Origin of the sequence: Trebonia kvetii (assembly GCF_007827045.1) — a bacterium.
Lineage (GTDB): Bacteria > Actinomycetota > Actinomycetes > Streptosporangiales > Streptosporangiaceae > Trebonia > Trebonia kvetii.
On sequence record NZ_RPFW01000001.1, the window covers coordinates 883,497 to 901,936 of the forward strand.

The window sequence follows — 18,440 nt, forward strand, 5'->3', positions numbered from 1 at the left end:
AAACCCGGTAGCTCAGGGCGCGAGCCTTGGCGGGCGGGTCAGGCCAGTCTGGTAGGCGAGCACGACGAGCTGCGCGCGGTCGCGTGCGCCGAGCTTGGTCATGGCGTGGTTGACGTGCGTCTTGACGGTGAGCGGGCTGAGCGTGAGCTGGCGGGCAATGTCCGCATTGGACATCCCGTCGGCGACCAGGACGGTCACCTCCCGCTCGCGGTCGGTGAGGGCGGCGAGCAGCGGTGATGCCTGGACCGGCTCGCTGTCGCGCAGCCGGAGGAACCTGGCGATCAGGCCCCTGGTGGCAGCCGGGGAGAGCAGCGCGTCGCCGCGGGCGACCGTGCGGATCGCGTCGATCAGGGCGTCCGGGCGCGCGCCCTTGCCGAGGAAACCGCTGGCTCCTGACCGCAGCGCCTCGAAGACGTAGTCGTCGACCTCGAACGTCGTCAGGATCAGCACCCGTACCCCGGCGAGACTGTCGTCGGCGGCGATCCGCCGGGTCGCGGCCAGCCCGTCAAGGCCCGGCATCCTGATGTCCATCAAGACGACGTCGGCGCGCGCCTCACGGGCGACCCGGACCGCGTCGTGGCCGTTGGCCGCCTCCCCCACAACCGTCAGCCCAGGCGCGCGGTCGATCACCAGCCGCAGGCCCGTGCGGATCAGGTCCTGGTCGTCGGCGAGGACCACGCGGGTCGGCTGCACGGCCGGTGCGGTCTGGGTCATGACCCCTCGATCCTGGCCGGCCGCAGCGGAAGCTCCGCGGCGACGCGGTACCCGCCCTCGGGCCGCGGACCCGCCGACAGCCGTCCGCCCAGGGCCGCCACCCGCTCTTGCATGCCCACGATGCCGTGTCCGCCGGGCGGCTGCCTGCTGCTCCCGGTGGCCGGCTTTCCCTCGTCCTCGACCGCCAGGCTGAGCGCGCCTGGCGTGTAGCCGAGCCTTACCACGGCGGCGTCGCAGCCGGCGTGCTTGCGGGTGTTGGTCAGCGACTCCTGGATGACCCGGTAGGCGGTCAGCTCCACGGCCTCGGGCAGCGGCCTGGCCTGGCCGGTCACCGTGCGGGTGACCCGCAGGCCCGCGTCGGCGAACGAGCAGATCAGCTCCTCGAGCTGGTCAAGTCCCGGTACCGGCTCCGCCGGCACGCCTGGCTCGCCCGGCTCGGCCGCGCCTGGCTCGCGGAGCAGCCCGACGGTCAGCCGCAGGTCCTCCAGGGCCTCTTCGCTGGCCCGCTGGATGTGCGCCACCGACTCCTTAGCCTGGAGCAGGTTCTCGTCGTCAAGCAGGCAGGCCAGGGCGCCGGCCTGCACGTTGATCAGAGCGACATGGTGCCCCACGGCGTCGTGCAGTTCCCGTGCGATCCGCAGCCGCTCCTCGGCAACGCGGCGGTTCGCCTCATCCTCCCTGGCCCGCTCGGCGCGCCTGGCGCGCTCCTCGGCCTCGGCGACCCAGGCACGGTGGCTGCGGGCGGCGGTGCCGGTGGTGACCGCCAGGGCCGCCACCAGCAGGATGACGAAGCCCGTGATGCCGGGATGGGTGATGAGCGAGGCGGTGAGCAGCGCCGCCTTGGCGGTGACGCCGACAGCGAGCGCCCGGAACTGGGTGGCGCCGAGCGCGACTGCGTACAGCGCGTAGAAAACCGCCGGCAAGGTCAGCGGGTAGGCCATCCCGTCGGCCATCAGCACCACCGACCCGATGACGGTGACCGCCACCACGCCGAGCGGGAACCGCCTGCGCGCCGCCAGGGCCGCGTACACCACGACGGAAACCACCCAGCCGAGCGGCTGCCCCGAGTTGAGCTCGTGGCGGATGTCGGCGGGGATGGTCACCACCGCGAACAGCACCATCGCCATGAACGCCGACATCAGCAGCAGCTGCTGCCGGGCCATCACCCTGTTCCAGGCACTCGCCCACATAGCTGGACTGTAAGCACCCGCCGTCGCCGCACACAACTGAACTACTGCGGGCGCAGTAGGCGAAGCAGGAAACCGTTCCGTATGGCTCGGTGATTCCCGCGGCGATCACTGCGGCTGGCCGACGACCAGGGCACCTCCGATCCGGACGATAGGGAGCTGAACCGGAGGACGGAGGATGATGTCAGCTTTTGCATGCTGGTGTTACAGGCACCGCTTCGTGGTGATCGCTGCCTGGCTAGGCCTGCTCATCGGCCTGGCGGTGATGTCACAGGCGGTGAAGACGTCGTATGACAACTCGCTCACCCTGCCAGGAACGGGCTCGGGCAGCGCCCAGGAACTACTGCGGTCCGTGCCCGCCCAGGCGGGCGACGCCGACCAGATCGTGTGGCGGGTGAGCCGTGGCAGCGTAAGAGATCGCGCGATCGAGCAGCGGATGTCGGCCATGCTCGCGCGGGTGTCGCACCTGCCCGAGGTCGCGTCGGTCGCCAGTCCCTACCGGCCGGGCGCCGCGGTGCAGGTGAGCTCGGACGGACGCACGGCGTACGCGACGATCAACTTCACCAAGACGTCCGACAACCTCGACAAGGCCGACATTAACCGGGTGGTCGCGGTGGCCGCCGCCGCTAGGGAGCCTGGCCTCGCGGTCGAGCTTGGCGGGCTGGCCATCTCGCACGCCGAGGAGGAGTCGCTGTCGAGCGCGTCGGCGATCGGCATCGGCGCGGCCGCCGTCATCTTGCTCTTCGCGTTCGGCTCGCTGCTCGCGATGGCGCTGCCGATCGTGACCGCGGTGGCCGGCGTGGGCAGCGGCCTGCTGCTGGTGGGGCCGCTCAGCCACGTGATGCCGGTCAACGGCATCGCGCCGATCCTCGGCGCGCTCATCGGCCTTGGCGTCGGCGTCGACTACGCCCTGTTCGTCGTGACCAGGTACCGCCGCGGCCTGCAGTCGGGTCTCGACCCGGAGCGGTCGGCCGTGCAGGCACTCAACACCTCGGGCCGCGCGGTTCTCTTCGCCGGCGGCACAGTGTGCATCGCCCTGCTCGGCCTGCTCACCGTCGGCGTGGGGTTCATCGACGGGCTGGCCGTCCCGGCGGCGATCACCGTGGTGTGCACCGTGACCGCGGCCGTCACGCTGCTGCCCGCGCTGTTCGGGGTGCTCGGCGTGCGCGTACTGAGCCGGAGGCAGCGCGTGCGGCTGCGCACCGGCGGGCCGTTCGACGCGGAGAGCCGCGGCGGTCTTGGCACGTGGGCGCGGTGGTCGCGCACCGTGCAGCGGTTCCCCGCGGTGCTTGCCGCAGCGGGGCTCGCGCTGGTGATCGTGATTTCCGCTCCCGTGCTGCACCTGCGGCTTGGCTTCGCGGACAACTCCAACGACCCCACGTCAAGCACCACCTACAAGGCATACGAAATGCTCGCCAAGGGATTCGGGCCCGGCTTCAACGGGCCGCTGTTCCTGGTCGCCCAGACTCAGTCGGCGGCCGACCGTGCCGCGCTCGGCCGGCTCGACCGGGCGCTCGCCGCCGTGCCCGGGGTGGCCGCCGTGCAGGCCGGGCCTGCCCCCGTGCGGACCCTGCCGGCCGCTGTCCGGGCCGTGCCGGCCGCTGGGCGGCCCTTGCCGGCCGGCGGGCCTGCGGTGCAGGTGACACAGGTGCTGCCCACCACGGCACCCGAAGCCCAGGCCACCTCCGCCCTGATCAGCCGGCTGCGGAACACCGTCATACCGCGCTACACGCACGGCACCACGATCAAGGTCTACATAGGCGGCGCGACGGCCACGTTCGACGACCTGGCCGCGGTGACAAGCGCCAAGTTGCCCTGGCTGCTCGCCACGATCGTGGGCTTCAGCTCCCTGCTGCTCCTGCTCGCCTTCCGCAGCCTGCTCATCCCCGCGATCACTGCGGTGCTGAACCTGCTGTCGGCGGCGGCCGCGTTCGGCGTGCTTACCGCCTTCTTCCAGTGGGGCTGGGGAACCAGGGCCTTCGGCCTCGGCGCGCCAAGCCCGGTCGAGGGGTACATGCCGGAGCTGGTGCTCGCGATCCTGTTCGGCCTGTCCATGGACTACCAGGTGTTCCTGGTCAGCAGGATGGCCGAGGAATGGTCGCACAGCCGCGACAACGCGCGGTCAGTGCTCGTCGGCCAGAACCAGACCGCCCGGGTGATCACCGCCGCGGCGATGATCATGATTGCCGTGTTCATCGCGTTCGTGTTCATGGGCCAGGTCAACGTGGCGGAGCTTGGCATCGGGCTGGCCGCCGCCGTGGCGCTTGACGCGTTCGTGCTGCGGACGGTGCTCGTGCCTGCCGTGATGCACCTGGGCGGCCGGGCCAACTGGTGGCTGCCGCGCTGGCTGGACCGCCGCCTGCCGCACCTGGCCATCGAGCCGCCCACGGATGAGCAGCCTGCCCCCGTCCCCGAGTCCGCCCGCGCCTAGCTCGCCTTACCGGAAGGATCACCTGTGTCCGAGTACCCGAATGAATCCTCTGCGCCGGCTCTTCAGCGCCCGCGGTACGGCGTTGACGCGGCACCGATCCCGGCGGTTCTCGGCGCCGCCGGGGTGGCATGCTGCCTGGCCGCCGCCCGGCGGCGGTCAGGCAGGATCGCGATGGCGGCTGCCGGGACGGTACTGCTGGCCAACGCCGGCGTCTACCTGCACACCACGCTGCGCGGCAAGCTGCGCATCTGGGAGCGGGAACTGGACCGCGCCGGCCTACGCGGCGACGAGCAGCTGCTTGACCTGGGCTGTGGCCGTGGCGCGGTGCTGATCGCGGCGGCCAGGCGGCTGCCGGCCGGACGCGCCGTCGGCGCGGACCGGTGGACAACGGACCAGAGCGGCAACAGACCCGAAGCCACTCTCGCCAACGCCGCGGCTGCCGGAGTCGCCGACCGGGTGGAGGTGCACACGGCCGACATGACCGCGCTGCCGTTCCCCGACGGCTCCTTCGACGTCGTGACGAGCGCGATGGCGATCCACAACATCCCGTCCCCCGAGGGGCGCTACCGCGCGGTCGACGAGGCCATGCGGGTGCTGCGCCCAGGCGGGCAGCTGCTCATCGCCGATCCCTGGCCCATGGCCAGGAAATATGCCGCGCACATCGGCCAGGGCACGCTGCGCGGGCTCGGCCCCGGCTACTGGTACGGCGGCCCCTGGCTCAGCATCACACTGCTGCATGCCGTCAAGGAGAGCTAACTGGCATCACCGTGTCCTTGCCCGAACAACCTTGCCTGGTAGGCGAGCACGACCGCCTGGACCCGGTCACGCAGGCCGAGCTTCTGCAGGATGTGCGTGACGTGGGTCTTGACGGTCGTCTCGCCGATGAACAGGGTGCGGCCGATCTCCACGTTGGACAGGCCGGTGGCGATCAGCCGGAGAATCTCCAGCTCCCGTTCGGTGAGCTCGCTGAGTTCCTTCGGCGGGGCGGGGCGCGGGATGCGGGTGAACTGCCTGATCACGCGCTTGGTGATGGCGGGAGACAGCAGCGCGTCGCCGGCGGCGACGATGCGGACCGCGCTGATCAGCTGCTCGGGCGGATCGTCTTTCAGCACGAACCCGCTGGCGCCCGCCCTGAGCGCCTCGTAGACGTACTCGTCGCGCCCGAAAGTGGTGAGGATCAGGACCCGCGCGGCGCCGTTGGCCGCGAGGATGCGCCGGGTCGCCTCGAGGCCGTCAAGCTCGGGCATCCTGATGTCCATCAGGATCACCGCCGGGTCCGTCCGCGCGGCCTTCGCGACTGCCTCGATCCCGTCGGAGCAGGAAACCTCCGCCGTCGGGCGTGCCCGTGGTCATCTCACCGTCATACAGCCGGACGCGCTCGCGGATGCCGATGAGCCCGTGACCTGGACGCAGGCGACCGCGAGCAGCGCCGCGCCCGTCATCGCAATGGGCACCCGGCCCCGCCTGCTCCTGGCGCTTCGGCGCGGTTCCGGGACGGCTGGACCCATCGTTCCTCCTGGATAGTCGAGGTCGGCTCCCCAATCGGCCCATCGCGTTAGCTGAATTAAATAACAAAGTTTCTTAATACTTAATCGTCACAATCTTAAATCTTCCTAAGGGCCACGGGACGGCCCCGTCACGGCCGCAGATCCGGGAGCCGGCAGAGCACGCCCGGTCCGTTCTGAGCACTGTCGATGGAGGATGGGGATTTACAGATTTTTTACGACTTGCATTATTGACGCGGCGAAACCGTGACGTTACATTTCTGGACAAATAGGAAAGTTTGTTTCCTATTTACACCCCTGGAGCGGGGGTAAGGAGTCCGGGTACATGCCTGGCGTATCGGAACGCGTCACGGGTATCTGCAAGCGCGCCACCAGGTGGCGCCTAAGAGGCGGGCTGGCGCTCGCCATCATCGCGCCGGTCATCGCGGTGACGGGGGCCACAGTGCCCGCCGCCTCGGCTCTCGCCGCACCAGCGGCCTCCACGCCGGCGGTTGCTGCCGCAGCGCCTGCTGCGGTGCCGGGGCCGCCATCCGGCTGGTCCACCATCTTCAGCGACGACTTCAACGGCGGGTCCGGGTCCGGCGTGGATTCGCAGTGGATGTACGACACTGGGCCAGGCTCGAGCTTCGGCACGGGCGAAATCGAGACGATGACCAACTCGACCAGCAACGTCCATCTCGACGGCAGCGGCAATCTCGACATCACGGCCATCGGCAGCGGCAGCTCGTGGACGTCCGGCCGTATCCAGACCACCAGCGCCAACGTCGGCGCGCCGGCGGGCGGCGAGCTGGAAGTCACCGCCTCCATCCAGCAGCCGACTGGCGGCCTTGGCTACTGGCCGGCGTTCTGGATGCTCGGCCCGGGCCAGTGGCCGGAAAACGGCGAGATCGACATCATCGAGGACGTCAACTCGCTGTCCGAGGTCTCCGGAACCGTCCATTGCGGCACCGATCCCGGCGGCCCGTGCAACGAGCCGAACGGCGTCGGCAGCGGACTGCGCTCGTGTTCCGGCTGCCAGTCCGGCTACCACACCTACACGATGATCCTCAACCGGACGAACACCTCCAGTGAGTCCGTCACCTTCTACCTGGACGGCACCGCCTACTTCACCGTGACCGAGGCGCAGGTCGGCACGTCGACATGGCAGGCGGCGTTCGACCACAATCTGTCCATCATCCTGGACCTGGCAATGGGCGGCGGCTATCCGAACGGCGTCTGCGGCTGCACCTCACCGACCAGTTCAACGACGTCCGGCGGCACGATGCGCGTGGGTTATGTGGCCGCGTACTCGACCAGCGGCAGTGGTGGCGGCGGGGGTGGCGGCGGAAGCGGCACCGGTCCTGTCACCGGCTACAACGGCCTATGCCTTGACGTCCGCGGCGCGAACAGCGCCAACTTCACGCCCGTCCAGGTGTACACCTGCAACGGGACCAACGCCCAGCAGTGGACCGTGGTCCAGGCGGGCAGCACCCTGCACGCCCTCGGCAAGTGCCTGGACATCAACGGCGGCGGCACCGCCGACGGGACCACCGTGGACCTGTACGACTGCAACAACACCGGCGCGCAGGTCTTCATCCCCCAATCCAACGGAAGTCTCTACAACCCGCAATCGAATAAGTGCCTCGACGACACCAACTTCGGCGGCTCAGGCACCCAGCTGCAGATCTGGGACTGCACTGCAGGCGACGCTGCCCAAGTGTGGCACCTGCCGTAACCCGGCCCCGGTGCAGCAGGCATCCCTGCTGCACCGGGCCCGCAGCAGCACGGCACGGCGGCCTGGAACGCCGCGTAGCTGCGTTCGTTCTGGTCGGCGTAGGTTTCGGCGAAGCCGACGATCGGCTCAGTTGTCACGGGCATGACTAGTCCCCTCCGACACCAGTGCGGCGTCAAGCCCGTGGTACCGCGGATCTTGACCTCATGGGCGAGCGGACGCCACGGTGGCAGCCGCTGAGCTCGGGAACGGGCTCGCGACCGCGCTCACCGGCGGCGGGAGACGCGGCGCGCGGTGCGCCGCGACGTCCGGCGTGCGACCCTGCGGGATCCGAACATCTTCATTTCCTCCGGTCTGTCGCGCTGGGCCTGCTCACTGCTTGCTCGCAGCAGCGGTTTCCAGCTCGTGAAGTTCCTTGGCCTCCTCGGCCGACACCAGCCCTATCTCGACCAGGTCGAGCGGGCTGATGAATCCGTCGCTGATGCGGAACCCGCCCGCGCGGGCGATGGCGTCCCGCAGCGGTACCGCCCAGTGGTGCTCCAGCAAGATGAGCGCCGCCGCCGAGTCGTTAGGGATGTCCTCGATCACATCCCATGCTCCGGCCTCGCCGAGCACATCAATGCCCTCGGCCTCGGCCTGCTGTGCGCCTGCGGCCGCGCCGGCCTCCGCCCCCTCTTCCCCGGCGATGCCGAGCCCGATGAGCGCGCCGATCTTGCTGCCGAGTTCAATTGCCTCCTGTTCGGTCAGGTTGCTGAGATGCTCAACCTCCAGCTCACCGGCTTGATCCTTGTAAACGGCCAGCGAGTCGATGACGCGTACCGTATCGCTGTTGCGGAGCCGCTCAAGCTCGCTGATGATCTCACCGTGGAAGTTGGGATGGTTAAACCCCAAGACGATGAGCTGTACCGGTCCGATAGCCATGTAAAAACCCTTCTTCTGGCTTGAGTTCGAACCGCGGGTCGCCTGTGACGACCCAGCAGGTGACTAGACGCTATGACCGGCCGCCGAGATCAGGCCTCACCCGTAAGGAATGATTCAGTTCCGAGGTAGCTCCAGGCGGGCGGGAATTGCCCGATGCCGATGGTGCGGCAGACCTGGGAGGATGCCCGCAGGCCCGACGACATCACGACCATCCTGAACTTCTAGTGCGGGACCGGCCCGATGACTCCTTCCGAGGCCAGGCCGTCAAGAACCAGCTGCACGGCGACCGCGGCGATCAGGAACCCGAAGACCTTCTCGGTGACTAGCATGCGGTTCTGGTCGAGCTTCTCACTCACCCGGTTCGCCCAGCGGAACACCACCAGGTCCAGCAGTAGGACGAACACCAGGATGCCGAACTCCACGGCGAAAACGCCGATCGAGTCCGCCTCCGCGGAGATCGTCATCAGGCCGACGATGCCCACCGGGTTGAGCAGGTAGGGCACCGCTAGCGGGAACACCGCAAGCTGCATCGGGTCTTTACCGGCGCTGCGCTCGCTGCTGTCGCTAGCGGGCGGCGCGAGCACCATCCACACCGCAAGCACGAGCAAGATCACGCCACCAGCGATCGACAAGGATCCGATCGTGAAGTGCAGCAGTGCGCGCAGCAGCTCGCCCAGCACCATGAGTACCACGGCCACCGCGGCCGCCGTGGTCATCATCTTGCGCAGCACGCGCTGCTTGACGGTCTGGTCAAGGGAAGCGGTCATTTCCAGGAACGGGACCAGTGCGATCTTCGGCCCGATACCGATTAGCAGCACAAGGAACGTATCGATCGCGCCGGCAGCGGTGATCGACGTCTGGTCCATCCCGCGAGTGTGGCAACGGACCAGGCCACGGTGCCTCATCCGATCCGGGTGGTATGTCTTTGCGGGTGAAATGCATGGACTCTCACGAGCCTCTGCCAGCCGGAAAGAGACCCGGAGTGCCGAACAGGACCAGCGACGCGGAACTGCTCGCCGGCATCCTCCGGGCCAGTGTCGACCGGTTGCTGGAGCAGGAAGGCGTCTTCCATGCCGCCGCGTTCGGAGACATGGCGGTGGCCGGGGAACTGGACTGGGATCCGGGCACCGGGCCCGTTTACGTGCGCCGGCTGGCCGGCACCAGCCGTCACGGCCGCCCCCGTCGGCAGGGCATTGGAAGGGCCTTTCTGTGCCTGCCGACGACCGGGCATTCCCCGCCCGGTGTTACCGCGAACCGGGCGCAGATGCTCGCGACGTCCGCGCAGGCAGCAGCCTTGGACCGCGCGGCTTCACCCGCGGGCGCGCGTCCGATTCGCCGCAGCGGCCGATCCTTGCTAACATCTGGACGTTGCTAGCGCGCCGCTAGCTCAATTGGCAGAGCAGCGGACTCTTAATCCGCGGGTTCGGGGTTCAAGTCCCTGGCGGCGCACCCGTTCTGACCTGGGGTTTTATCGCTCCAGGTCATTTTTTATGTGCCCGTTTTGTCCCGATGGCTGCTCCGTGGTTGCTCGCGCGCACGGACCCAGCAATCCGGGGCTTGTCAAAAGCGGCCCATGCGGGGCCGGATGCGAGGGCGCGCGCCCAAGAATCACCCCGCCATGCCTGGCCGACGCCGCCTCGGGCTCACTAGACCAATGGTCTAGACCTTCCATCTGGGCAGCGGGAGCGCGCCCGAGTCCCCTATGCGGATGCCATCACGCTCAGTGAGACCGCTGGTAACCGGCACTCGCATGGCGATACGCCGGCGACGCCACGCCTCGGGCAGGGATTACGGGCCGACGGTCGCTCAGGTCGAAGGTGTTGTGTCGAAGGTGTCTGAGCCGACGGTTTTACAGCACGCTCGCTCCGCCCGAGTCACCCCCCGCTGACCAGCGCGGACGCGCTTCGAGGCGCGTTAGCGGGCCCGCCGCCGTCCGCTATGCGTCCGTGGGTGCCGGGTTTCGGGGTCCGTGTGGTCCACGGACCGAGGCGGAACCCGCCACGGACGGGCACGGACCGGCTCACGGACGGCCACGGACCAGCCCACGGACGGGGGCGGAGAAGGCCACGGACGGGGCCGGCAGGAGCGGTTATACAGACCCCTCTCACCCGGATTCCCGCTCTGACCTGCCATTTCAGGATGCCTGCTCCATGTCGCCGTCGCCCTCGTCACCGAGGTCTTGCTCGGTGTCCCGGGTGCCGAGGGCCTCGGCGATGCGCTGGTTGGCCGCGGTGGCCTGGCCGTCGATGCAGTGGGCGTAGATCTTGAGCAGGACCGCGAAGCCGTGCCCGTGTGGGTGCGGTGAGCGGAGCCGGTCGTCGATCGGAACCGTGGAGGTCTTGTCGAGGTCTACGACGCCGACGTGGCCGTCGCCGGCAGGTCCGCCGGAGACCGGAGGCCAGAGAGCATTGCTTCCAGGTGCGTCCGGTCGAGCAGTAGCATGTCCAGCTGCTGGCCTCGGACGATGCCCTCCAGCGCCTCGTCTGAATAGCCCGACATGGACAGGAGTACGCCACGGGTTCCGGCGAGCCGCTGAGTAATCCGTCCGCGAGCTTGGCCATGGGGCCATAGTCGACAGGCAGTCAGGTCGGCGAGATGGGCTCACAGAGTGCCATCTCGGAGCAACCCACCGGGCGCAACCAGGTGTCCGGCACTGGTAATCGCAGCGGGTCAACAAGCGCATCGTGCTCACGCAACTGCTTTTATCCAAGAGCCGTGAGCCGACCTCGGCGGTGGCTGTGAATGAATCCGGCTTGGGCTCATCTGCCGATGGCAAGGGCGAGGAGGGTATCGACCGCAGTTTCGAACGGACGGGTACTCCGTTGCACCTGGGCGAGTAGAAGCCCTCCCTGGAGCGTGGCGAGCAGAGTAGTGGCGAGGTCGTCCGGGTCGATGTCGGACGGGAGTTTCCCGTCAGCATGAAGGGATCTGAGTTTATCGCCGATGGCGGCTGCCCACTGATCGAACCCTGCCGCGATGAGGGCTCGGGCCTCGGGTCGCTCTCGGCGAGCTGGCCGCCGAGCGAGCCGAGTGGGCAGCCCCCCTTTGCTTCGGTGCGCTTCGCTGCGGTGATCACCATGTTCCGCCAGGCTTCGACTCCGTTCGCGCTGCTGAGCGCGTGCCGCTGGTGATTGACGATGGTGTCGGCTTGGTAGTCGATGACCGCCTGCACGAGGTCGTTCTTGTCGGGGAAGTAGTGGTACATCTGAGAGCCGCTGACTTCCGCCGCCGCCTTGACGTCGTCCAGGGTGGTGCCCGCGACCCCGCGTTCATGGATCAGGGCGGCGGCCTCCTCCACTATTCGTGCCCGGGTGCGTGCTCCCTTGGGGGTGAGCTTCGGCCGGTCACTCGTCTCGTTGACCATGCACCAATGTTAGTAGGATTTTGAGTTTGACAACTCAGTTCCGAGCTGCCAGAGTGAGTCGCACCACCCATTCTGGAGCGAGAGGACGACACAGCGCATGACTGACCTAAAGGGCAAGACAGCTCTGGTAACGGGCTCGACGAGCGGGATCGGCAAGGCTACGGCCATCGGCTTGGCCGCCCGCGGCGCTCACGTACTGGTAGTCGGGCGCAATGTGAACCACGAGCCAAAGATGTGGTCGCCGAGATCGAAGGCAGCGGAGGCAGCGCGACGTTCCGGCTCACTACGTTGAGCGACCTCGAATCGGCCCGGGAGCTGGTCGAGTGGGCCAATGAGGCAGGCGACGGTCACGTCGACATCCTCATCAACAACGCTGGCGTCGCCTGGCTCGGGCCAAGCAGCGCAGCCACCGAAGCAGAGTTCGACGAGAGCTTTGCACTGAACGTCAAGGTTCCGTTCTTCCTCGTCGCGTCACTGGCGCCAGCCATGGCCGAACGCGGATGGGGTTCGATCGTCAACGTCTCCACGATGGTCGCGAGCTTCGGACAGGCCGGCATGGCTCTGTACGGCGCCAGCCGAGCGGCTCTCGAACTGCTGACCAAGGCCTGGGCCGCCGAATACGGCCCGAGTGGTGTCCGGGTCAACGCCGTTGCCCCCGGCCCGACGCGCACCCGCATGATGGAAGCAGTCCCCGAGGAGATGGTGAACCAGCTCGCAGCGCTAGCGCCAGCAGGGCGCGTAGCTCAGCCCGAGGAACTTGCTGCGGCGATCGTCTTCCTCGCCAGTGATGATGCCAGCTTCGTCCACGGCGTCACTCTTGCGGTCGACGGGGGCCGGGTCGCGACATGACACCAGTCGTGCTGCGGCGACGTTTAGGTGTGAAGACACAGAAGGCAGATCAAACTCACAGCCGAGGAGATACGACGGCGTAGCCGGCGAACTGCTGGCAGGAGCGGACCGGGCGGCCGGGGATCGACGGGACGTCGTCGCTGAGCCATCCGGCGTCGCCGCCCGCGATCAGGGTGAAGGCCCGGGCGCTCATCTCCGCGACGGCGCCGGGACGCCGGGCTCCTGCGCGGGCACGGCCGGGCTGACCAGGATGACGGACGTGTCGGCCTCCATCGCCGCGTCGACGGAGGCCGTCACGTCCAGGTCGCCGACGGCGATCTCCGGGCTGGCCAGACACGGTGAAGCAGGCCATCGGGCCGACCTTTTGAAGGGAACCGCCAAAGCGGTGCGGGACTCATTCCTTCCCCGGCGCCCTGCAGCCGCATCTATGACACCTCCATGGCAGCGAAGGACCGAACAGTGGTCCACTCCCCGCCTCGCCGGTCCGGGCGAACGTGCGCCGGCCAGCCCACGTCACGAGTTCCAAGGAGATGCGTTGACGGGTTCCCCGTCGATCGAGACGCAGCACGGCCACCCCGGAATCGTGCTGGCCACGCTGTCGCTGGCCAACGTGATGGCTCTGCTCGACCTCTTCGTCGTCAACGTCGCCCTGCACGACATCGGCGTGGGTCTGCACTACCAGTCCTCGCTCTCCGACGTTGCCTGGGTGCTCAACGCCTACGCCCTGTTCTTCGGGGCGCTCCTTATCCCCGCCGGCCGCTTCGCCGACAGGTACGGGCGCAAGGCCACCTTCATCCTCGGGCTGGCCGTTTTTACCGTGGCGAGCCTGGCCTGTGCGGTAAGCCCCGACTTGTGGGTCCTCGTAGGGTTCCGGTGCGTCCAGGCGGCCGGCGCCGCGATGATCATCCCGGCCAGTCTCGGTCTCGTCCTGACGACGCTCCCACCGGACCGGGTCAAACACGGCGTGCGAGTGTGGGCAGTGAGCGGCGCAGCAGCCGGCTCCATCGGCCCGGTAGTCGGAGGGTTGCTCACCGCGCTGAGCTGGCGATGGATCTTCATCATCAACCTCCCTATCGGCATCGCGGCCGTCCTCGTGACCTGGAAGCTGATCCCCAACGTCCGCCACGACCGCACGACGCGCATGCCGGACCTGTTCGGGAGCCTCATGATCGTCGTCACCATCGGCGCCATATCCCTTGGTTTGCTCAACGGGTCCTCCTGGGGATGGGGATCAGCCAAGATCATCGGGAGCTGGGTGGTGGCCGTTGCGGCTGCCGTGGCCTTCGTCGTGAGCACCAGGCGTGCCGCGGTACCCGTAATCGACCTGAAGATGTTCCGGAGCCGGGTGTTCAGCGCTTCGAACATTGCCATTGTCATCGCGGCGGCGATCCTGGGGATACAGCTCCTCGGCCTCAGCCTCTTCCTCCAGCAGTCGTGGCACTGGTCAACCATCACCACCGGACTCGCCCTAGCGCCCGGGCCGGCCGCGGTACTCGGAGCGTCCCTCATCGTCCCGCGCTTGAACCAGCGGTTCCCGATCGGAGCCGTGGTCGCTTCCGGATTCGTCCTCACCGCTGTGGGCCAGGTACTCATGGTCCTGACGCTCCGCCACGGTGTCCACAACTACGCCGCAGCCATCCTGCCTGGATGGGTGGTGATCGGCTTCGGCTTGGGCTTCACCGTCCCGACCATCATCGGGTCGGCCACCGCTGACCTGCCGCCTGAGCAGAGCGCCACCGGCAGCGCGGTGGTCAACAGCGGCCGCCAGTTCGGCGGCGTCTTCGGCGCGTCGATCCTGGTTGTGGTCCTCGGGAAGGCAGAGGTCACCGGGGATCCCAGCCGCTTCTACGAGCTGTGGTGGGTCGCCGTCGCCCTGTGCGCCGCCGCTGTTGTTGTCTCCCTCGGGCTCACCCCCAAACGCCAACCCGCCAAGGCCGACGTCACGGTTCCGGTAGTCGCCGCGGCGACCGACAGTACCAACAGTTCAGTGGCATGAGTCTGCACCGACCGTCCGCGCCTGGCCGATGGGTCATGCCCATGAAGCGCCCAGTCGGTGCGGTTTCCCTACTGGCCGACCCCGAGATTCTGAGTATCTTCGACACCAATCGAGCAGTGATGCGAGAGACGCGCCAAACCCGCATCGAGAACCACGCTTACCTCGATGCGCCGGTGTTCGCCTCGCACTTCACGGTCCCCGCCGCCGGCTACTTCGAGAGCGCCCGGGAGGCGCGACCCTTCGTCCCTGGCGAAGGGAACTTGGACAGCAAGGAGGTCCGGTGACGACCCTGGAAGAAGCCGCCGCCCTGGCCCGCAACGAACCTGGCCTGGTGATCGTCGCCACTTTGCGCGGCGACGGGACGATCCAGTCATCCCTCGTCAACGCGGGCATCGTCCCTCACCCAGCCACTGGCGAGTCCACTCTGGCGTTCGTCACCAACGGCCCGGTAAAGCTCGCCAACCTGTGCGCCCGGCCCCAGGTGACCGCCACGTTCCGCAACGGCTGGCAGTGGGCGGCAGTCGAAGGACACGCCGAGCTGGCTGGGCCGGACGATCCCCATCCCTGGCTCGACCCCGAACGACTCCGCCTACTGCTCCGGGAGATCTTCTCCGCTGCCGGCGGCGAGCACGACGACGGGGACACCTACGACCGAGCCATGGCCGAGGAACGCCGAGCCGCCGTGCTCGTCCGCCCCGACCGGGTCTACACCAACCGATGAGCACGGACACGAAGATGTTCCGCGGCTGGCCTGCCGAGGCCCTGGAGTTCTACGAAGGTCTCGAAGCCGACAACTCCAAGGCCTAGTGGACTGCGCATAAGGACGTCTACGAGACGGTCGTGCTCTCTCCGATGAAGGCGATCCCTGCCGAATTGACCCCCGCGTTCGGAGACGGCAAGGTATTCCGTCCCAATCGGGACGTCCGCTTCAGTACCGACAAGTCCCCGTACAAGACGCACATCGGATCCATCATCGGTGCCAGCTATCGGGACGGCAGGTCGACAGGCCGGTCAAGGAGGCGACCGTCGAGGAAGGTGTCGACTTTCTCGTTGTAGAACGCGATCAGCCCGGCGATCGGCAGCAGTTGGCGGATCGGGAAGTCGTAGGTCCAGGCGATGTCGGAGTAGCTCGTGTCACCGAGGTGCGCGGTCCAGTAGCCGCTGGTGGTGCCCTTATAGGGACAGGCGGTCAACGTGTTGGTCGGGGCGAGGTGGGTGAAGTCGACTTCAGTGCGGTTGAGGTAGTAGCGGGTCGGCAGCCCGGTCTCGAACACCATCACCGGCGAGCTCGATTCGGCCAGCACGACGCCTTCGAGCTCGACACGGACGCTGCGGGTGGACCGCAGCGCGTCGACGCGCGTGTAGGGGTCGCGGGCGTGGACGAAGACCTGCTCGTCCTCCTCGAACCAAGCGTCCAGGGAATCCCACTCGAACCGCGCCCGTCCGGCCAGTCCCTCGACTACGGCGTCGTCGCCGTAGACCCGCAGCGCCGCGGGCCGGGTCACGTCCCCGACCTGCAGGCTGTAGCGGCGGGCGGTGCCGCGGCTGAGCTTCTGCTCGTGCTGCTCATCGACCAGCACCGCGGGGTCGATGTCGGCTAGCGGGATGTAGTACTGCGGGTAGTGCGACCACTCCCATACATACAGCGCCGACATCGTGTCGAGAACGGTCTGCCCGGCCAGCGTCGCCCTGATCCGGCGAGGGACCGGCGCGGTGTGGTTCACCGGCGGCAGCGCCGGCGGATAGCCGCCGGTCACGGGGTGGCTCCGGCCGCGGCGAGCAGACCCTGAAAGTCTTCGTCGCACGGTCCGCAGGCCGCCAAATGCACGGCGACGCCAGGGAAGCGGCGGGCCGCCAAGCCGGGGGCGTCCTCGAGGACCATCTCGACGTAAACGTCCAGGATCTCCAGTGCCTGCTCGCAGTCGACATCGCGGGGATCGGCGGCCAGGAACCGATCCAGCCCGGGCGAGTCGCTCATGATCGCCTCGCCGCATCCACATCGTTGGAATCCCCTGAGGGGCCCACGCTGGTCAGATATCCGTTAGCGGCGAGCCCGCCCGTGACCAGCACGGTCTTTCCTGGGAGTGTGCTCATCGTGATTCCCTCTGATCTTAAAAAGAATGGGTTTCGGAACTCATTATGCCGAATCAGACTGGGCTGTCAAACTCAAAATATCGCTAGTATGAGTGGATGGTCAACAAGACGAGTGACCGGCCGAAGCTCACCCCCAAGGGAGCACGCACCCGGGCACGAATAGTGGAGGAGGCCGCCGCCCTGATCCATGAACGCGGGGTCGCGGGCACCACCCTGGACGACGTCAAGGCGGCGGCGGAAGTCAGCGGCTCTCAGATGTACCACTACTTCCCCGACAAGAACGACTTCGTGCAGGCGGTCATCGACTACCAAGCCGACACCATCGTCAAGCACCATCGGAAGGCGCTCGGCAATGTGACTTGCGCGCCGAGCGCCCGAGAGCTACCCACTCGCGGACTCCACGGGTGAGCACCGAACATCAGCGGACCCAGCCATCGATCACGGCGAGGGGCGAGCTCACGCGAACCAGGATCATCACGACCGCCTCCCGGCTGATGATGACGAACGGTGCAGCCACCAGCCTTGACCAAGTCAATGCCGAGGCGCGCGTGAGCAGATCCCAGATCTACCACTATTTCGCCGACAAGAACGCACTCATCTCGGCCGTGCCTTACCTACCAATGCGGCCCAGTCCTGGCAGCCCATGAAGCCGCGCTCCAAGCCCTTGTCTCGACCGGCGACATTGTTGGCTGGCGCGAGTTCGTCATCCAAGCGTTCCAATCCAGATCGTGCGAGACCGGCTACCTGCCGGCAAGCCTGTGGGGCGAACTCGCTTCAGAGTCAAACGAACATCAGGACATCATCCGGACGATGTACGTGCGCTGGGGACTCGCGCTCTCGCAGAGCTTCGAGAGGGTCCATTCCAACGAACCGGTTCTGCGACTACCAGACGTATCCATGTTTGGCCTCGCCGCGTCGACCGTGTTGCATGGCGGATTCGGTCTCAGCGCAATTCACGGAGACGTCCGTCCACTCGAGGAAGCGTTGGAGATCATGCTTCAGGTCTGACCATCCCATGTCCGCGACAGGGGCTTGGGTCCGCCGCACTATCCGGTGTCAGGTCAGGTGTGACCGTCTGTGCCAACCCCCAGTTGGCTCTAGTGACGGCAATCACTTGTCCTGCATATCTAACTCCAAGTGTTAGGAGTGATGGCGGGGATGGCACTCAGCGTCGGCTCTGCCCGACCTCGATGAGGTGACCGTCGGGGTCACGCAGGTAGCAGCGGATCTCCGGGCCACGATCGATCGGTTCGGTGAGGAACTGCGCGCCCTTGGCCGACCAGTCGGCGTATACGGCGGCGATGTCGGCGACACGGATATTCAGGAACGCGCTGACCCGGTCCAGATCGTGCGGGGCCTCGAGCGTGATCGAGGGTTTGTCGTCCGTGGGGCCGCCGCCGGTGTTGATGATGATCCAGCTGTTGGCCAGCGCCACGATCGTCGGCTCGCCATCCATCAGCGCCTCGCCGCCGAGCACCTCGGTGTAGAAGGCCCGCGAGCGGTCGACATCGTCGGAGACGAGGAAATGGGTGAGCACGATGCCCTCGGCTGGGGCGGGAAAGTCTGCCACGACGCAACTCCTATAGGTGATGTGGGCGGGGCGAGTGCCGCCCCGTCACGGACTGGGCCCTGGGTGTGAGCGGCAGCTCCGGCGATGGCGTCGGCGCG

The 18,440-nt window shown here is 67.5% G+C and carries 23 protein-coding genes, 1 tRNA gene and 2 pseudogenes; 14 read left to right on the forward strand and 12 right to left on the reverse strand.

Going from position 1 to position 18,440, the window contains the following annotated elements:
* Positions 1-12 precede the first annotated feature (12 nt).
* Both EAS64_RS03890 and EAS64_RS03895 read right to left on the reverse strand, forming a co-directional pair.
* Positions 13-714 carry a response regulator gene (locus tag EAS64_RS03890; protein ID WP_145851304.1) on the reverse strand — a complete coding sequence of 234 codons (702 nt, stop codon included), beginning with the start codon at positions 712-714 and terminating at the stop codon, positions 13-15.
* The gene (locus tag EAS64_RS03895; protein ID WP_145851305.1) at positions 711-1,904 is read right to left on the reverse strand and encodes a sensor histidine kinase; all 1,194 of its coding nucleotides are present in this window, start codon (positions 1,902-1,904) and stop codon (positions 711-713) included. The genes EAS64_RS03890 and EAS64_RS03895 overlap by 4 nt, the downstream gene beginning before the upstream one ends.
* A gap of 217 nt (positions 1,905-2,121) precedes the next feature.
* Between EAS64_RS03895 and EAS64_RS03900 the strand changes: the two genes are divergently transcribed.
* Positions 2,122-4,332, forward strand: coding sequence for an MMPL family transporter (locus EAS64_RS03900; RefSeq protein ID WP_222848965.1), 2,211 nt, complete (start codon positions 2,122-2,124; stop codon positions 4,330-4,332).
* A 24-nt stretch (positions 4,333-4,356) separates the two neighbouring features.
* A complete protein-coding gene (locus EAS64_RS03905) occupies positions 4,357-5,088 on the forward strand; it encodes a class I SAM-dependent methyltransferase (RefSeq protein ID WP_145851306.1) in 732 nt (243 codons plus the stop codon).
* Here the strand turns inward: EAS64_RS03905 and EAS64_RS03910 are convergent.
* Positions 5,085-5,600 carry a LuxR C-terminal-related transcriptional regulator gene (locus EAS64_RS03910; protein WP_342782004.1) on the reverse strand — a complete coding sequence of 172 codons (516 nt, stop codon included), beginning with the start codon at positions 5,598-5,600 and terminating at the stop codon, positions 5,085-5,087. The genes EAS64_RS03905 and EAS64_RS03910 overlap by 4 nt on opposite strands.
* Here EAS64_RS03910 and EAS64_RS43270 point away from each other — a divergent pair.
* The gene (locus EAS64_RS43270) at positions 5,584-5,856 is read left to right on the forward strand and encodes a hypothetical protein (protein WP_187365672.1); all 273 of its coding nucleotides are present in this window, start codon (positions 5,584-5,586) and stop codon (positions 5,854-5,856) included. The two genes, EAS64_RS03910 and EAS64_RS43270, sit on opposite strands and share 17 nt — an antisense overlap.
* A 306-nt stretch (positions 5,857-6,162) precedes the next feature.
* Entirely contained in the window at positions 6,163-7,551 is a 1,389-nt protein-coding gene (locus EAS64_RS03920) for a ricin-type beta-trefoil lectin domain protein (protein WP_145851308.1), read from the forward strand.
* A 369-nt stretch (positions 7,552-7,920) separates the two neighbouring features.
* Here EAS64_RS03920 and EAS64_RS03925 read toward each other — a convergent pair whose 3' ends face one another.
* Together EAS64_RS03925 and EAS64_RS03930 are read right to left on the reverse strand one after the other, a co-directional pair.
* On the reverse strand, positions 7,921-8,469 hold the full coding sequence (locus EAS64_RS03925) for a hypothetical protein (RefSeq protein ID WP_145851309.1): 549 nt from the start codon (positions 8,467-8,469) through the stop codon (positions 7,921-7,923).
* A gap of 221 nt (positions 8,470-8,690) precedes the next feature.
* Positions 8,691-9,335, reverse strand: coding sequence for a MarC family protein (locus EAS64_RS03930; protein WP_187365673.1), 645 nt, complete (start codon positions 9,333-9,335; stop codon positions 8,691-8,693).
* Between the two features lie 116 nt (positions 9,336-9,451).
* Between EAS64_RS03930 and EAS64_RS03935 the strand changes: the two genes are divergently transcribed.
* Positions 9,452-9,844 (forward strand): hypothetical protein, encoded by a 393-nt coding sequence (locus tag EAS64_RS03935; protein ID WP_145851311.1) that lies wholly within the window; start codon positions 9,452-9,454, stop codon positions 9,842-9,844.
* Between the two features lies 1 nt (position 9,845).
* Positions 9,846-9,918, forward strand: a tRNA-Lys gene (locus tag EAS64_RS03940).
* A gap of 900 nt (positions 9,919-10,818) precedes the next feature.
* Here EAS64_RS03940 and EAS64_RS45510 read toward each other — a convergent pair.
* The 3 genes and pseudogenes from EAS64_RS45510 to EAS64_RS47295 form a co-directional block, all read right to left on the reverse strand.
* A complete protein-coding gene (locus EAS64_RS45510; RefSeq protein WP_187365674.1) occupies positions 10,819-10,968 on the reverse strand; it encodes a hypothetical protein in 150 nt (49 codons plus the stop codon).
* A 260-nt stretch (positions 10,969-11,228) separates the two neighbouring features.
* Positions 11,229-11,558 (reverse strand): TetR family transcriptional regulator C-terminal domain-containing protein, encoded by a 330-nt coding sequence (locus tag EAS64_RS47915; protein WP_439333584.1) that lies wholly within the window; start codon positions 11,556-11,558, stop codon positions 11,229-11,231.
* An 83-nt stretch (positions 11,559-11,641) separates the two neighbouring features.
* Positions 11,642-11,833: pseudogene (locus EAS64_RS47295) on the reverse strand (TetR/AcrR family transcriptional regulator); the annotation flags it as partial.
* Between the two features lie 97 nt (positions 11,834-11,930).
* Between EAS64_RS47295 and EAS64_RS46650 the strand changes: the two are divergent.
* The gene (locus EAS64_RS46650) at positions 11,931-12,125 is read left to right on the forward strand and encodes an SDR family NAD(P)-dependent oxidoreductase (protein WP_145851312.1); all 195 of its coding nucleotides are present in this window, start codon (positions 11,931-11,933) and stop codon (positions 12,123-12,125) included.
* Positions 12,065-12,682, forward strand: a pseudogene (locus EAS64_RS03955) (SDR family NAD(P)-dependent oxidoreductase); the annotation flags it as partial. The gene EAS64_RS46650 and the pseudogene EAS64_RS03955, both read left to right, overlap by 61 nt.
* A 55-nt stretch (positions 12,683-12,737) precedes the next feature.
* On the opposite strand, the gene EAS64_RS43280 reads toward EAS64_RS03955, so the two are convergent.
* Positions 12,738-12,875: a hypothetical protein gene (locus EAS64_RS43280; RefSeq protein WP_187365675.1), complete on the reverse strand. Its 138-nt coding sequence runs from the start codon at positions 12,873-12,875 to the stop codon at positions 12,738-12,740.
* A gap of 342 nt (positions 12,876-13,217) precedes the next feature.
* Between EAS64_RS43280 and EAS64_RS03960 the strand changes: the two genes are divergently transcribed.
* The 4 genes from EAS64_RS03960 (at position 13,218) to EAS64_RS47300 (ending at position 15,734) form a co-directional block, all read left to right on the forward strand.
* On the forward strand, positions 13,218-14,678 hold the full coding sequence (locus tag EAS64_RS03960; protein WP_187365676.1) for an MFS transporter: 1,461 nt from the start codon (positions 13,218-13,220) through the stop codon (positions 14,676-14,678).
* A gap of 119 nt (positions 14,679-14,797) precedes the next feature.
* Positions 14,798-14,962 (forward strand): hypothetical protein, encoded by a 165-nt coding sequence (locus tag EAS64_RS45515; RefSeq protein WP_187365677.1) that lies wholly within the window; start codon positions 14,798-14,800, stop codon positions 14,960-14,962.
* Positions 14,959-15,399: a TIGR03618 family F420-dependent PPOX class oxidoreductase gene (locus EAS64_RS45520; protein WP_145851315.1), complete on the forward strand. Its 441-nt coding sequence runs from the start codon at positions 14,959-14,961 to the stop codon at positions 15,397-15,399. Before EAS64_RS45515 ends, EAS64_RS45520 begins: the two co-directional genes overlap by 4 nt.
* Before the next feature lie 131 nt (positions 15,400-15,530).
* Positions 15,531-15,734 carry a DUF2461 family protein gene (locus EAS64_RS47300; protein ID WP_369333556.1) on the forward strand — a complete coding sequence of 68 codons (204 nt, stop codon included), beginning with the start codon at positions 15,531-15,533 and terminating at the stop codon, positions 15,732-15,734.
* Here the strand turns inward: EAS64_RS47300 and EAS64_RS03975 are convergent.
* Entirely contained in the window at positions 15,662-16,435 is a 774-nt protein-coding gene (locus EAS64_RS03975) for a DUF427 domain-containing protein (RefSeq protein WP_222848969.1), read from the reverse strand. The two genes, EAS64_RS47300 and EAS64_RS03975, sit on opposite strands and share 73 nt — an antisense overlap.
* On the reverse strand, positions 16,432-16,656 hold the full coding sequence (locus EAS64_RS03980) for a hypothetical protein (RefSeq protein WP_145851317.1): 225 nt from the start codon (positions 16,654-16,656) through the stop codon (positions 16,432-16,434). The genes EAS64_RS03975 and EAS64_RS03980 overlap by 4 nt, the downstream gene beginning before the upstream one ends.
* 212 nt (positions 16,657-16,868) lie before the next feature.
* Here EAS64_RS03980 and EAS64_RS03985 point away from each other — a divergent pair, with 212 nt between their 5' ends.
* Both EAS64_RS03985 and EAS64_RS03990 read left to right on the forward strand, forming a co-directional pair.
* Positions 16,869-17,180 carry a TetR/AcrR family transcriptional regulator gene (locus EAS64_RS03985; protein WP_145851318.1) on the forward strand — a complete coding sequence of 104 codons (312 nt, stop codon included), beginning with the start codon at positions 16,869-16,871 and terminating at the stop codon, positions 17,178-17,180.
* Complete coding sequence (locus EAS64_RS03990) at positions 17,177-17,419, forward strand: TetR/AcrR family transcriptional regulator (protein ID WP_145851319.1); 243 nt, start codon at positions 17,177-17,179, stop codon at positions 17,417-17,419. The genes EAS64_RS03985 and EAS64_RS03990 overlap by 4 nt, the downstream gene beginning before the upstream one ends.
* Positions 17,420-17,937: 518 nt before the next feature.
* On the opposite strand, the gene EAS64_RS03995 is transcribed toward EAS64_RS03990, so the two are convergent.
* The gene (locus tag EAS64_RS03995; RefSeq protein WP_145851320.1) at positions 17,938-18,342 is read right to left on the reverse strand and encodes a VOC family protein; all 405 of its coding nucleotides are present in this window, start codon (positions 18,340-18,342) and stop codon (positions 17,938-17,940) included.
* Positions 18,343-18,440: the final 98 nt, after the last annotated feature.

Bases quoted from the DNA above. Each gene is read 5' to 3' on its own strand.
- EAS64_RS43280 (WP_187365675.1), bottom strand. From the start codon at position 12,875: ATGAGCGCCCGGGCCTTCACCCTGATCGCGGGCGGCGACGCCGGATGG.
- EAS64_RS03895 (WP_145851305.1), bottom strand. From the start codon at position 1,904: ATGTGGGCGAGTGCCTGGAACAGGGTGATGGCCCGGCAGCAGCTGCTG.
- EAS64_RS03930 (WP_187365673.1), bottom strand. From the start codon at position 9,335: ATGGACCAGACGTCGATCACCGCTGCCGGCGCGATCGATACGTTCCTT.
- EAS64_RS47300 (WP_369333556.1), top strand. From the start codon at position 15,531: ATGAAGGCGATCCCTGCCGAATTGACCCCCGCGTTCGGAGACGGCAAG.
- EAS64_RS03920 (WP_145851308.1), top strand. From the start codon at position 6,163: ATGCCTGGCGTATCGGAACGCGTCACGGGTATCTGCAAGCGCGCCACC.
- EAS64_RS43270 (WP_187365672.1), top strand. From the start codon at position 5,584: ATGTCCATCAGGATCACCGCCGGGTCCGTCCGCGCGGCCTTCGCGACT.
- EAS64_RS03925 (WP_145851309.1), bottom strand. From the start codon at position 8,469: ATGGCTATCGGACCGGTACAGCTCATCGTCTTGGGGTTTAACCATCCC.
- EAS64_RS03980 (WP_145851317.1), bottom strand. From the start codon at position 16,656: ATGAGCGACTCGCCCGGGCTGGATCGGTTCCTGGCCGCCGATCCCCGC.
- EAS64_RS45515 (WP_187365677.1), top strand. From the start codon at position 14,798: ATGCGAGAGACGCGCCAAACCCGCATCGAGAACCACGCTTACCTCGAT.
- EAS64_RS46650 (WP_145851312.1), top strand. From the start codon at position 11,931: ATGACTGACCTAAAGGGCAAGACAGCTCTGGTAACGGGCTCGACGAGC.
- EAS64_RS03890 (WP_145851304.1), bottom strand. From the start codon at position 714: ATGACCCAGACCGCACCGGCCGTGCAGCCGACCCGCGTGGTCCTCGCC.
- EAS64_RS45510 (WP_187365674.1), bottom strand. From the start codon at position 10,968: ATGTCGGGCTATTCAGACGAGGCGCTGGAGGGCATCGTCCGAGGCCAG.
- EAS64_RS03985 (WP_145851318.1), top strand. From the start codon at position 16,869: ATGGTCAACAAGACGAGTGACCGGCCGAAGCTCACCCCCAAGGGAGCA.